Genomic DNA, 14,051 nt, shown 5'->3' with positions numbered 1-14,051 from the left:
AAATAATGCCGTTGTTTATTATATACTAAACAACGGCAAAATTACTGCTTTTCATTTCGTATTTTTCCCACAATTCCCGCGGCGATACTATTCAAGGGGAGCTGTTTTTCCACCGCTCCAAGATTAAAGGCGACCTTCGGCATACCATATATAAGCGAACTGGCTTCATCCTGCCCGATAGTAAATGCCCCCGCCCTGCGCATAGCAAGCAGCCCCTCCGCCCCGTCTTTGCCCATACCGGTGAGAATGACTCCGATCGCGGCGCGCCCTACCTGACCGGCGACGGAATTGAAAAGTACGTCCACGGACGGGCGATGCCCTGAGACCTTTTCGCCCGGCAAGCAGCGGAATACAAACTGCGCGCCGCAGCGCTCGACCGTCAAATGCGTGTCGTCGGCCGCGACATAGATCACATTTGGACATAACGGCGCTCCATCAAAAGCCACGCGCGCGCGCAGAAGAGAGCGCCTCGCCAAATGTTCGGCAAAAATGCCGGAAAACCCCCTCGTGATGTGCTGGACGATGGCTATACAGGGCATATTTTCCGGGAACGCGGAAACGAGCTTTATCAAAGCCTCGGTCCCGCCGGTGGAAGCTCCGATCGCGATAAGGCGGACCGCGCCGGGCGCGGGGGCGGCCGCAGGGGGGGAAGTAAGCGTTTTCCTTGCCTGGCCGGCTTTCTTCAATGACTGATCATTAAAAAACGAGGCGTTGCGGATATGATAAAGGAGCTTATTAAAAGCCGTCCTTTCATCTTGCTCATCATCGAGGGAGGGCCGCCGGACGAGAGAATAAAATCCCATTTCAGAGACATCTCTGCGCGGCAGCTCAAGCGTACTGAAAGCGATGACGGGGACAAAGGCCATCTCCTTTATCTTTGCCAAAATAACGAGATCGTTTTTCACCGGCTCGCAAAGGTCGACTACGATGACCTCCGGGCGCAGCTTGTCCATCAGTCCCTTCATCTCAAAGCGCCGCGCTTCGTCGAGAAACGCGTCGACATTTTGATTAGCCTCGACGACTTCGACATCAAGCTTGCTCTCAAAAAAAGAGAGCAGCTTTATCATCATTCGGGGAGAACGTTCAAGAATAAAGACCCTTATTACGTCAGCGTTCACAGCCGGTCCCCCTGTTGCGCGAGAATACCGAAGGGGATACGTAAGTAAAATATTTCCGTTCCCGGTCGATAGTCTCGGCGCTTCCGAGATAGAGGTAACCGCCGTCGGCAACGACATGGTAGAGCCGCCTCACCAGCGCGGCTTTCGCCTCGGCGTCAAAATAGATCATTACATTGCGGCAGAAAAGAAGATGACAGCGGAAAACTCCTTTAAACGGTTCCGCCAGATTGATCCTCCTCCATGAGACGAGCGACCTCAATTTGGGAACGATCTCATAATCACCGTCCTGGCGTCTCCGGCAATAGCGTTTTTGAAAATGCGGCGGTATCTTCTGTATCTCGGCCCTGGTATATACGCCCGCGGCCGCCCTTCTCAGCACCTCGGTATTTATGTCGGTGCCGAGTATCGAAAAAGAAACGCCACTGTAACGGTCCTCCAGCAGATCGTCGAGAACCATCGCGATGGAATAGCATTCCTGTCCCGTGGAGGCCGCGGCGCTCCAGATAGAGAGATGCTTCACACCGCTGTCGACAAGGGCGGGAACGGCCGCGTCCCTCATATGTTCGAAACAAAAATTTTCGCGGAAGAAAAATGTATGATTTGTCGATATCTTATCGATCATGGACTGGGCTTCGACGCCGTGCGGGTTGGAAAAGACCTCGTCAAAATACTTTCGGAACGACGGATACCCCTTATGTTCAATATCAAGGGCCAGCCTCGCCTGAACAAGGGCGTACTTCTTTTCAAGGTTGATGCCATAATGATTTCTCACAAAATCAACGGCGCGAAGAAACTCATGGTCGTTCAGAACAAGCATCAAGACCCTCCCGACAATAACGATGAACGGCGTGAAAACACCCTCGCCACGAGACCTACGGCCGCACTTACTGCCATTCGCTCTATGACAACGTAAATTTTACTGATTATATCACCATTCAGGTTAAAAGACAGAAGACAAAAAAACAGACCCAGGATGATCTCCTGAGTCTGTTTTCTCAATTAATTCCAGCAACGACCTACTCTCCCACGGATACCCTCCGTAGTACCATCGGCGATGAGAGGCTTAACTGCCAGGTTCGGCATGGAACTGGGTGGGACCCTCTCTCCATAATCACCGGAAACTTTATATAAACCTTCTATCAGGTCTATAAAGGATTTATGAGGTTAAGGCCTCGGTGTATTAGTATTGGTCAGCTCAAAGGGCGTTACCCTCTTACACTCCCAACCTATCTAACCGGTCGTCTGCCGGACACCTTACTTGCTTATGCAATGAGGTATCTCATCTTGAGGCCGGCTTCCCGCTTAGATGCCTTCAGCGGTTATCCGATCCGAACATGGCTACCCAGCTTTTACTCCTGGCGGAATAACTGGTTCACTAGCGGTCCGTCCATCCCGGTCCTCTCGTACTAGGGACAGTTCCTCTCAAATACCTTGCGCCCACAGTGGATAGGGACCGAACTGTCTCACGACGTTCTGAACCCAGCTCACGTACCGCTTTAATGGGCGAACAGACCAACCCTTGGGACCTGCTTCAGCCCCAGGATGCGATGAGCCGACATCGAGGTGCCAAACGCCGCCGTCGATAGGAACTCTCGGGCGGCATCAGCCTGTTATCCCCGGGGTAGCTTTTATCCGATGAGCGATGGCCTTTCCACTCAGGACCACCGGATCACTAGGACCAACTTTCGTTTCTGATCGACCTGTCAGTCTCACAGTTAAGCCACCTTATACCCTTACGCTCTTTGTGTGTTTTCCATTCACACTGAGGTGACCTTCGCGCGCCTCCGTTACTCTTTGGGAGGCGACCGCCCCAGTCAAACTGCCCGCCTGACAATGTCCCGCATCATGCTTCAATGCTTGCGGTTAGAATCCCAGCACAATAAGGGTGGTATTCCAACGGTGTCTCCATAAAGACTGACGTCCTTATTTCACTGACTCCCACCTATCCTATACATACTATACCGAAATTCAATATCAAGTTACAGTAAAGCTCCACGGGGTCTTTCCGTCCTACTGCGGGTAACTGGCGTCTTTACCAGTACCACAATTTCACCGGGTCCACTGTCGAGACAGCGCTCAGATCGTTACACCTTTCGTGCAGGTCGGAACTTACCCGACAAGGAATTTCGCTACCTTAGGACCGTTATAGTTACGGCCGCCGTTTACTGGGGCTTCAGTTCAAGGCTTCGACTTGCGTCTAACTTCTCCCTTTAACCTTCCAGCACCGGGCAGGTGTCAGACCCTATACTTCGGCTTGCGCCTTGAGCAGAGTCCTGTGTTTTAGTTAAACAGTCGCCTGAGCCTGGTTTCTGCGAACCAAAGATGCTTATTACGTATAGTTTTAACATCTCCAGCCACTCCTTCTCCCGAAGTTACGGAGTCAACTTGCAGAGTTCCTTAACAATGGTTATCCCGTTCACCTTAGCCTTCTAAGCCAACCCACCTGTGTCGGTTTTGAGTACGGGTTCGATAGTTCTCCATAGTGGCTTTTCTCGGCAGCCGAGCATTTGCACCTTCTCGAATCAGATTCTTCCACGTCAGTTCTCGGCCTTTAGAAAAAAGGGATTTGCCTCTTTTTCAGCCTACGACTTTGTACCGGGATTTCCATCACCCGGCGTGCATAGCTTTCTGCGTCACCACTTCTGTCAAACGAGCTACCGAAGGGCGGGATTGTCTACCCGCTGTCCATCGACTACGCCTTTCGGCCTCGCCTTAGGTCCCGCCTAACCCTGGGTGGATGAACCTTCCCCAGGAATCCTTGGGTTTTCGGTGAGTGTGTTTTCGCACACTTTTCGCTACTCATGCCGTCATTCTCACTTCTTTATTGTCCACAGTGCCTTACAGCACTGCTTCGTCCTATAAAGAACGCTCCCCTACCAGTCAATAGATATCTCCATTGAATCCGAAGCTTCGGCGCCATGCTTAGCCCCCCACATTTTGGCGCAGGGACGCTCGACCAGTGAGCTGTTACGCACTCTTTCAAGGGTGGCTGCTTCTGAGCCAACCTCCTGGCTGTCTGGGCATCCCCACATCCTTGTAACACTTAGCATGGGCTTTGAGACCTTAGCTGTCGGGCTGGGCTGTTTCCCTTTCGACTACGGATCTTCGCACTCGCAGTCTCACTCCCAATCTTGATCTGCAGGTATTCTGAGTTTGATTAAGCTCGGCAGGCAGTGCTGCCCCCTTACCTATTCAGTGCTTTACCCCCTGCAGTCTATCGATTGAGGCTGCACCTCAATGCATTTCGGGGAGAACCAGCTATCACCATACTCGATTAGCTTTTCACTCCTATCCACACCTCATCCAGGCCTTTTTCAACAGGCTGTGGTTCGATCCTCCAACCGGTGTTACCCGGTCTTCAATCTGGACATGGATAGATCGTATGGCTTCGGGTCTATAGCACGCGACTTGCGCCCTGTTCAGACTCGCTTTCGCTGCAGCTGCAAACCTTGTAGTTTTTAACTTTGCCACGTACTATAACTCGACGGCTCATTTTCCAAGAGGCACGAGGTCACATCCGAAGATGCTCCCTCTGCTTGTTAGCACGAGGTTTCAGGTCTGTTTCACTCCCCGCCAGGGGTGCTTTTCACCTTTCCCTCTCGGTACTGTTTCTCTATCGGTCGCTGAATGTGTTTAGCCTTGGACCGTGGTCGGCCCGGATTCGTACGGAATTTCACGTGCTCCGTATTACTTGGGTGTCTGTCTAAGAGGCCTTTTTATTTCACTTACGAGGCTTTCACTCTCTGTGGCTCGATTTTCCAACTCGATTCGGTTATAAAACGGCTTTGTAACTCTTTCGGAGTTCTGCAGGACTCCGCGACAGGTCCCTCTACACCATTTACACAACGCCTGCAGGCTTGGCATGTATATGGTTTGGGCTGTGCCCCTTTCGCTCACCACTACTTGGGGTATCTCTTACGATTTCTTTTCCTCCGGGTACTGAGATGTTTCACTTCCCCGGGTTGCCGCCTATTGGATAGGCTCACAGGTTGCTCTGTGAAGGTTGCCCCATTCAGAGATCCGCGGATCACGGGATGCTTGCTCCTCCCCGCGGCTTTTCGCAGCTTGCTGCGTCTTTCTTCGGCATTCAGCGCCAAGGCATTCCCCTCGTGCTATGTTGTACCTTAACCTCATAAATCCTTTATACACCTTGCCGCCGGTTATATGCGCCATCTGCTTCGCGATTGCGCCTCGCCTTTCGCTCCAACGTATTTGTATACGATTCCGCTCCAGTCGAGACGCAGTCGCTTCGCAGCTGACGCATCTAACCGGCGGATCTTATGTTTGGGAGTTACGGGCTTCAAAACCTGCGGTTTTGAAGGTCTTTTGTCATGGTGCATGATGCCTAAAAAAGGGCATCATAATGGTGGAGATGATCGGATTTGAACCGACGACTTCCTGCGTGCAAGGCAGGCGCTCTCCCACTGAGCTACATCCCCAATCGATGGCAATAAAATGGTGGGCCGAGGGAGATTCGAACTTCCGACCTCACGGTTATCAGCCGTGTGCTCTAACCAACTGAGCTATCGGCCCACTCAATAGCAGTGCGTAAGGAATTGCGAGGAGACAAAAAATTATGTTGCTCCTTAGAAAGGAGGTGATCCAGCCGCACCTTCCGGTACGGCTACCTTGTTACGACTTCACCCCCCTTACTCGGCGCACCTTAGACGCTTCTTTCCCTTACGGGTTAAGCCTGCGGCTTCGGGTGCCCCCAACTCGGGTGGTGTGACGGGCGGTGTGTACAAGGCCCGGGAACGTATTCACCGCAGCTTGGCTGATCTGCGATTACTAGCGATTCCGGCTTCATGCAGTCGGGTTTCAGACTGCAATCCGAACTGGGAACGGCTTTTAAGGATTCGCCAACTATCGCTAGTAAGCTGCCTTTTGTGCCGTCCATTGTAGCACGTGTGTCGCCCTGGGCATAAAGGCCATGATGACTTGACGTCATCCCCACCTTCCTCCGCCTTGTCGGCGGCAGTCTCGCCAGAGTGCTCAACTTCACTTGTTAGCAACTGGCTATAGGGGTTGCGCTCGTTGCGGGACTTAACCCAACATCTCACGACACGAGCTGACGACAGCCATGCAGCACCTGTTCTACTTCCCCAGCAAGCTGGGGTCCCTTCCCTTTCAGGTCAGTACCGGTAGTATGTCAAACCCAGGTAAGGTTCTTCGGTTTGCATCGAATTAAACCACGTGCTCCACCGCTTGTGCGGGCCCCCGTCAATTCCTTTGAGTTTCAGTCTTGCGACCGTAGTCCCCAGGCGGGATACTTAACGCGTTAACTACGGCACGGATGAACTGCTTCACCCACACCCCAGTATCCCATCGTTTTACGGCCAGGACTACCGGGGTATCTAATCCCGTTCGCTGCCCTGGCTTTCGCACATGAGCGTCAGTTGTGTGCCAGGAAGCCGCCTTCGCCACTGGTGTTCCTCCCGATATCTACGCATTTCACCGCTACACCGGGAATTCCACTTCCCTCTCACATACTCTAGACCCGCAGTATCTATCGTGGAACGAAGGTTGAGCCTCCGCCTTTGACGACAGACTTACTGGTCCGCCTGCGTGCGCTTTACGCCCAGTAATTCCGAACAACGCTCGCCCCCTACGTATTACCGCGGCTGCTGGCACGTAGTTTGCCGGGGCTTCCTCGTGTGGTACCGTCATTATCTTCCCACACAACAGAGTTTTACATCCCGAGGGATTTCTTCACTCACGCGGCGTCGCTGGGTCAGGGTTTCCCCCATTGCCCAATATTCCCCACTGCTGCCTCCCGTAGGAGTCTGGACCGTGTCTCAGTTCCAGTGTGGCCGATCGACCTCTCAGTCCGGCTATCCGTCTTGGCCTGGGTGGGCCGTTACCCCACCTACTAGCTGATAGAACGCGAGTCTCTCGTGTACCGGATCGCTCCTTTTACCCGAAGGCTTATGGGGTATTAGCAGACGTTTCCACCTGTTGTCCCCCTGTACTCGACAAGTCCTCACGCGTTACTCACCCGTCCGCCACTAAAACCATATTAAAGCAAGCTCCTCTATGGTCTTCGTTCGACTTGCATGTGTTAGGCACGCCGCCAGCGTTCGTCCTGAGCCAGGATCAAACTCTCCGTTTGATTCTGGAATCTCTCTCGCTGGAATTGCTTAAAGTAATTCTTTTTATTCCTTACGCACTGTATTCTATTGACATGGTTCGTGCCGCCGTTTCCGATTTGGTGGTGCCTCGTATCGGCGACAGGAGGTAGTATATTACGGATTGCTGAAAATTGCAACCCCCTATTTTTAAAAAATTCGTATCTCTTGCGAAAAAATTTTTTATCCGGGCGTAGGGCTGACGTCCATGCCTCTGCCCCGAGCAGCCGCGCGCTCTTATCGGGTATGTTTATTATGCCGTAAGGTTTATAATCATCAAGCAGGCTCAATCAACTCTACCCCGACAGCCTTCGGCGGTTGGGTATATATTGCGTAATACGGCCGGGTGGATATCGATATATGATATAATGCCGTTGTATGTACGATCGATTTCGGAGGTAAATAAATAATGTCTCATACGGTCCGTAATGACACGGACTTCTCTCTGGAACATAAAGCCAAGAAAAAGAAGTCCTTTGTCTTTTCTCTATTCTCAACGCTGGCTTTGCTGGCAGCGGTTGTCGGAGCCGTCGTCGCGGTGGCGATGATATTTTTCCTTAAAGATATCACGGCGACGCTCCCCTCTTATCAGGATATGCTCGACCATGAACCGAGCCTCGCGACGACGGTGTATGACCGCAACGGCAAGGTGGTCACCCAACTGTTTCAGGAAAACAGGACGTGGGTAAAGCTCGACGCGATATCTCCGTGGATGGTCAAGGCCATACTGGCCGCGGAGGACGATTCTTTCTATGAACACTCCGGCATCAGGCCGATAGCGATCGTCCGCGCGCTGGTCGTCGACGTCTTCCACCGGGGAGCCAAGCAGGGAGCGAGCACGATAACGCAGCAGCTGGCGAGAAACCTTTTCCTGTCTAACGAGAAGACTATCATCCGCAAGGCGAAGGAGGCCATCCTCGCGCTCCGCCTTGAGAGGATATATACCAAGGACCAGCTGCTCGAAATGTATCTGAACACCATCTATATGGGGCACGGCGCTTACGGGGTGGAGGCGGCGTCCAAAACATATTTCGCAAAATCACCAAGGAATCTGGCTATAGATGAATCGGCGATATTGGCGGGACTGGTCGCGGCGCCGGAGAAGTATTCCCCCTTCAGAAGCGAGAAGAGTTCTCAGACAAGAAAAGCCTACGTTATGCGGAGGATGCTTGATCTCGATTGGATATCGAAGGACGACTATGATTCTTATATAGACAAGAGGCCGGTTCTTGCCAAACGCACGGCGAGGTCCAATTCCATATCTCTTGAGGGAGCTCCCTATTTCGTCTCCTACATCCTCTTCAAGCAGCTGCTTCCAAACTATGGCACGGAGAAGATATATCGCGGCGGCCTGAAGGTGCATACGACGCTTGACATCGACCTTCAAAAGAAAGCGGAAGAGATCGTTTCGAAGATGCCGTATGAAGGAGCGCTTGTCGCTATGGACCCAAATACCGGAGAGATCCTCGCGATGGTCGGAGGACGTAATTTTGACAAGAGCAAGTTCAACCGCGCGACGCAGGCATACCGCCAGCCGGGTTCGGCTTTCAAGCCGATAGTCTACGCGACGGCGCTTGAGCAGGGATACCGCGGCGTAGACCATATTCTTGACGCCCCGCTGCTTTTCCCCAACGGCTGGTCGCCCGGCAACTACACTTCCAACAAGTTCGACGGCGAGGTGACGCTGATCACCGCGCTGGCAAAATCCATCAACACCTCCGCGGTCCGCCTCGCGCAGATAGACGGCGTAGGACGCATCGCGGACCTGGCCCGCCGTATCGGCATCACAACGCCGTATCTGCCCGACGATCTTTCTGTGGCGCTCGGGACGGCGAGCCTGACGCCGCTTGAGATGCTGGTAGCTTACGCGGCTTTCGCCAACAACGGATATAAGGTCGAACCCTATGCCGTAAAGGAGATACTCTCGCAGCGCGGAGAGTCGCTGGAGCAGAACGGACCCAAGCTGGCCAACGCGATATCCCCCGCCACGGCCGTCTCGATGCGTTCAATGCTTGAACAGGTCACGAGCTGGGGCACGGGAACACGGGCCAAGATCCCCAACTATGAAACTTTCGGCAAGACCGGCACGACAAACGACTGGACGGACGCCTGGTTCGTCGGCGGCGTTCCCGGACTTGTCGTGGTCGTATATATCGGCAACGACAACCACAAACCGCTGGGAGGCAGGTCTACCGGCGCGGTCGCGGCACTGCCGGTATGGAAGGAATTCGTCTCCTACGCGGTGACTAAGATGAATCTCCCCGCAGCATTCTCCATTCCCGGCGACGCGGAGGTCGAGGCTGTCAGGGTCTGTAAAGCGACCGGATTCATCGCCGCGGAGGGCTGCCCGGCAACGACGCTGCTTTTGCCGCAGGGGCACGCGCCGACCGCCGTCTGTCCGTGGCACGGAGGTTCTCTCGCTGCGGCGCGCGCGGACGACAACGCGCCGCAGCTCCTGCTCGCGCCTATCGACGACGAAACCACCTCTAATAAGTATGCGATGAGGCTAGGCGGAGAGGAACAGGCAAGGCAGCCGAACGAGACGGAGACGGCCGCGGGCCAGGATGAACCCACCCCGATACCGCAGAAAAAAACCTCGGAAAAGGAACCGGTCAAGCTGCCGAGCGCCTCTTCAGATCCCTACAAGAAGGACCCGAGCCAGCATACGGATATGGAGGCAAAGTATCAGGAGCTGCTGAAGAAGTATAATATTATCGAGTAGCGATTCAAGCGAAATAATGTACATAAAGCGAAGGCCGGGGCTTGATCCTCCGGCCTTCGCTTTGCGTATGGGATCATATTTTCGGCTTCGGCCAAGGGCTTGGGACGAAGGTCTCCTGGAAGAGATGAAGGGCGTAACGGTCCGTCATCCCGGATATCATATCCACGGCCTCCTGGGCCGAGCCGCCGTTTTTTTTCATGCGCGCGTCAAAGAGCGCGGTGAGGACGTGTTCAACGCGCGAATCCTCGATCTGCGCGTTGGCGCGCGCGTAAACATGCCGGTAGAGAAAGCTGCGCAGCCGCTCGATGCAGCCAAGCATCGCGTCGCTGAACCTGACGGCGCTCGGCGTGCTGTTTTCGATCACGTCCATGATCATGTCGTTTATTCTCTTTGAGTTCGGTATTGCGACGACCTCTTTCATCTCGGGAGTCATTTCGCCCGCTTCAATGAGGCCGGCGCGCAGAGCGTCGTCGACGTCGTGGTTAAGATATGCGAGAGAATCCGAAACACGCACCACCCAAGCCTCCATCGTGGTGGGGTTGCTGAGGTCATAGCCGGAGCGAACGTCCACCTGCCCTTTTGAGTGCTGGATGATGCCCATACGCACCTCCCAGGTGAGGTTCAGCCCCCTGCCGTCCTTTTCTATGAGGTCTACGACCCGCAGGCTTTGTGCCGCGTGATGAAAGCCCGGCAGGCCATTTTGCTTCGCAAGCCGGTCAAGCACCGTCTCTCCCATGTGGCCGAACGGCGTATGGCCGAGGTCGTGGCCCAGCGCGATCGCCTCTGTCAGGTCCTCGTTCAGGCGCAGCGCGCGCGAAATGGTCCGCGCGATCTGCGAGACCTCAAGCGTGTGCGTGAGCCGGGTACGGTAATGATCGCCCTCCGGCAGCAGCAGCACCTGCGTCTTGTATTTGAGCCGGCGGAAGGATTTGCAGTGTATTATGCGGTCCCTGTCGCGCTGAAAACAGGTGCGTATCGCACACGGTTCCTCCCCGCGCTCCCGCCCCTTGCTGTTTACGGCCAGACAGGCCTGCGGAGAAAGTATCCCCCGTTCTATTTCTTCCCAACGTTCGCGTATTGTCATCTATTCTTCTCCATTAGCGGGCAGGTTCGCAGCCTGATGTTTGCTGCCGGGCACGCCCTGAAATATGATATAAAGGATAGCCCCTGCCGGTAAATATCCCATGCTATTATAGACAACAAAGGGCCGGATGTACAACATTCCGGATCATGAATTCAGGGCAAACACGTCAACAGGCCGGCGAGGGATAAATTGACGCTTATGGGTGGCTGCGCGAAAAAGATAAACGGCGATTTAGTGTTCTGCCATTCCGTTAAGCAAGTACAACAAAAACAGTAACGGGGCCGCCCCTCCGTGGTGAAGGGTGCGGCCCCGTGTTTTCTTTCCTATTTCGATACTTGACAGCAGTTACAGCCTATTTCAATACCCCTAGCGCCGCGAGGGCGGCCGAGAGTCTCGCTACCGGCACGCGGAAAGGCGAGCAGCTTACATAGTTGAGCTTCAGCTTGTTGCAGAAAGCGATGCTTGAGGGGTTGCCTCCGTGTTCGCCGCAGATGCCGAGCTGGATGCCGGGGCGCACGGAGCGTCCCTTACCCACGGCGATCTCCATCAGCGCGCCGACGCCGTCGCGGTCAAGCCTTGCGAACGGGTTCTCTTCAAACACGCCCATTTCGACGTACTGGCCGAGGAATTTCCCCTCCGCGTCGTCGCGTGAGTAGCCGAAGGTCGTCTGCGTAAGGTCGTTCGTACCGAAGCTGAAGAACTGCGCGTACTCGGCGAGCTGGTCGGCGACCAGCGCGGCGCGCGGCAGTTCGATCATCGTCCCGACCATGTATTCGAGCTTCACGCCGGTCTCTTTGATCACCGCGGCGCCGGTCTCGTCAACGAGCTTGCGCATGCTCTTCATCTCTTCCTGAGTGCCGACGAGCGGGATCATGATGTCGGGAATGATGCGGAGCCCCTTCTTCGTGAGCTTGCAGGCGGCGTTGAATATGGCGCGTGCCTGCATTTCGTAGATCTCGGGGAAGATCATGCCGAGACGGCAGCCGCGGAAGCCGAGCATCGGGTTCTGTTCGTGGAGCTCTCTCGCGCGCGCTATCGTCGCGTTGATCTTTTTCGCCTCGGCGCTTTCAGGAGCGAGTCCTTCAAGGGCTTTGGTCAGTTCGGGTATCTTCGGAAGGAATTCGTGAAGCGGCGGGTCGAGCAGACGCACCGTCACAGGCAGTCCCTCCATCGCCTCGAAGATCCCAAGGAAGTCCTCTTCCTGCATAACTTCGAGCTTCTTGAGCTGCGCGACGCGCTCCTCGGTCGTGGTGGCTACGACCATCTCCTGCATGACGGGCAGACGCTCTGCCGCCATGAACATGTGTTCGGTGCGGCAGAGGCCGATGCCCTTCGCGCCAAAGCTGCGGGCGCGCCTGGCGTCTTCCGGTGTATCGGCGTTGGCCCATACCTGCATGTTTGATATCTTGTCGGCGTCTTCAAGCAGTTCGCGGAAGTTTTCATCGAACTGCGGCTCGATAAGTTCTATCTTTCCGAGAATGACGTCGCCGTTGGTACCGTCAAGGGTGAGGAAGTCGTCTTTTTTGACGGTGACGCCTCCGACCGAGAATGTACCGGCGACCAGGTCGATCTTCACCGATTCCGCGCCGGATACGCAGGGTTTGCCAAGGCCGCGCGCGACGACGGCCGCGTGGCTCGTCATTCCGCCGTGGCTCGTGAGGACGCCCTGGGCCGCGAAGAGTCCGTGGATGTCGTCGGGGGTCGTCTCAGGACGGACAAGGATGACCGCCTCGCCCTTTCCGCCGCGTTCCGCGGCCTCGTCGGCGTCAAAGACGACCTTGCCGACCGCCGCTCCCGGTGAGGCGGGGAGCCCTTTGACGATCACGTCACGCTTCGCTTTGGGGTCGAGCTGCGGATGGAGAAGCTGTTCGACCTGTTCAGGAGCGACGCGCGATACCGCGGTCTCCGCGTCGATAAGCCCTTCGTGGAGCATATCCATCGCGATCCTCACCGCCGCCGACGCCGTGCGTTTGCCGTTGCGGGTCTGGAGGATGTAGAGCTTGCCTCTCTCTACGGTGAATTCTATATCCTGAGCGTCGCGGTAGTGGGTCTCAAGCAGCTTCGCGATGCGATGGAATTCTTTGTAGACTTCGGGCATCGCCTTTTCAAGCGAGGCGATGGGAACAGGCGTGCGTATGCCGGCGACGACGTCTTCTCCCTGGGCGTTGATGAGGTATTCGCCGAAGAGTTTATTTTCTCCGTTCGACGGGCTCCTCGTGAAACAGACGCCCGTACCGCAGTCGTCTCCAAGGTTTCCGAATACCATCGTCACGATGTTCACCGCCGTGCCGTATTCGGCCGGGATGTTGTTTATTTTGCGGTAAGTGATCGCGCGCGGCGTGTTCCAACTGCGGAATACGGCGTCTATCGCCAGGCGCAACTGTACCCAGGGGTCGGTCGGGAAGGCGCAGCCGGCCTCTTCGACGATTTTTTTATAGTCGACGACGAGTTTTTTCAGCTCTTCGGCTGGTATCTTGTAGTCTTCTTTTACGCCGGCGTTCTCTCTCGCCTGCGCGAGGCGCTCTTCAAACTTTTCCAGGTCCACTTCCAGGACGACGTCGGAGAACATCTGGATGAAACGACGGTAGCTGTCATAGGCGAATCTCTCATCACCGGCGGATTTGGCAAGGGCGGCGACTGTGTCGTCGTTAAGTCCAAGGTTGAGGATCGTATCCATCATTCCCGGCATCGAGACCGGAGCGCCGGAACGTACCGAGACGAGGAGAGGGTTTTCCGAAGAGCCGAACTTTTTGCCGGCCAGCTTTTCAACTCTCGCCACCGCGGCTTCGACGTCGTCCCAGATGCCGGCGATGAAATCCTTTTCCTCCCAGTACTTATGGCAGGCCTCGGTGGTAATGATGAAGCCCGGGGGTACCGGAAGGCCTATCTTCCACATCTGGGCAAGGTTGGCGCCTTTGCCGCCCAGCAGCGTCCTCATATCGGCGCTGCCTTCGCTGAAATCATAGATGTACTTTGTTGATTCAACCATGTCGTTTCCTCCT

General features: G+C 55.0%; 5 protein-coding genes, 2 tRNA genes and 3 rRNA genes. 1 reads left to right on the top strand and 9 read right to left on the bottom strand.

Features of this window, described 5'->3' with window-relative positions; genetic code table 11:
• Positions 1-41: 41 nt before the first annotated feature.
• From CLOEV_RS06210 to CLOEV_RS06180, 7 genes are all read right to left on the bottom strand, one after another.
• Entirely contained in the window at positions 42-1,118 is a 1,077-nt protein-coding gene (locus tag CLOEV_RS06210) for a chemotaxis protein CheB (protein WP_051484926.1), read from the bottom strand.
• A complete protein-coding gene (locus CLOEV_RS06205) occupies positions 1,108-1,935 on the bottom strand; it encodes a CheR family methyltransferase (RefSeq protein WP_008711296.1) in 828 nt (275 codons plus the stop codon). The genes CLOEV_RS06210 and CLOEV_RS06205 overlap by 11 nt, the downstream gene beginning before the upstream one ends.
• Before the next feature lie 186 nt (positions 1,936-2,121).
• Positions 2,122-2,237 (bottom strand): 5S ribosomal RNA (rrf, locus tag CLOEV_RS06200).
• A 41-nt stretch (positions 2,238-2,278) separates the two neighbouring features.
• Positions 2,279-5,248, bottom strand: a 23S ribosomal RNA gene (locus tag CLOEV_RS06195).
• A 234-nt stretch (positions 5,249-5,482) separates the two neighbouring features.
• A tRNA-Ala gene (locus tag CLOEV_RS06190) sits at positions 5,483-5,557 on the bottom strand.
• Between the two features lie 17 nt (positions 5,558-5,574).
• Positions 5,575-5,651: transfer RNA gene (locus CLOEV_RS06185), tRNA-Ile, on the bottom strand.
• A gap of 57 nt (positions 5,652-5,708) precedes the next feature.
• Positions 5,709-7,227 (bottom strand): 16S ribosomal RNA (locus tag CLOEV_RS06180).
• Together the 16S, 23S and 5S rRNA genes with 2 tRNA genes alongside form the textbook arrangement of a ribosomal RNA operon.
• Before the next feature lie 425 nt (positions 7,228-7,652).
• Here CLOEV_RS06180 and CLOEV_RS06175 point away from each other — a divergent pair.
• On the top strand, positions 7,653-9,965 hold the full coding sequence (locus tag CLOEV_RS06175) for a transglycosylase domain-containing protein (protein ID WP_008710284.1): 2,313 nt from the start codon (positions 7,653-7,655) through the stop codon (positions 9,963-9,965).
• 73 nt (positions 9,966-10,038) lie between these two features.
• Here CLOEV_RS06175 and CLOEV_RS06170 read toward each other — a convergent pair whose 3' ends face one another.
• Both CLOEV_RS06170 and ppdK read right to left on the bottom strand, forming a co-directional pair.
• On the bottom strand, positions 10,039-11,049 hold the full coding sequence (locus tag CLOEV_RS06170; protein WP_008710283.1) for a deoxyguanosinetriphosphate triphosphohydrolase: 1,011 nt from the start codon (positions 11,047-11,049) through the stop codon (positions 10,039-10,041).
• A gap of 352 nt (positions 11,050-11,401) precedes the next feature.
• Positions 11,402-14,038 (bottom strand): pyruvate, phosphate dikinase, encoded by a 2,637-nt coding sequence (gene ppdK, locus CLOEV_RS06165; protein ID WP_034442587.1) that lies wholly within the window; start codon positions 14,036-14,038, stop codon positions 11,402-11,404.
• Between the last annotated feature and the right edge of the window lie 13 nt (positions 14,039-14,051).

Source organism: Cloacibacillus evryensis DSM 19522, from assembly GCF_000585335.1.
GTDB lineage: Bacteria > Synergistota > Synergistia > Synergistales > Synergistaceae > Cloacibacillus > Cloacibacillus evryensis.
Note: the sequence above shows the minus strand (reverse complement) of the source record. Positions and strands in the feature narration are given on the sequence as shown.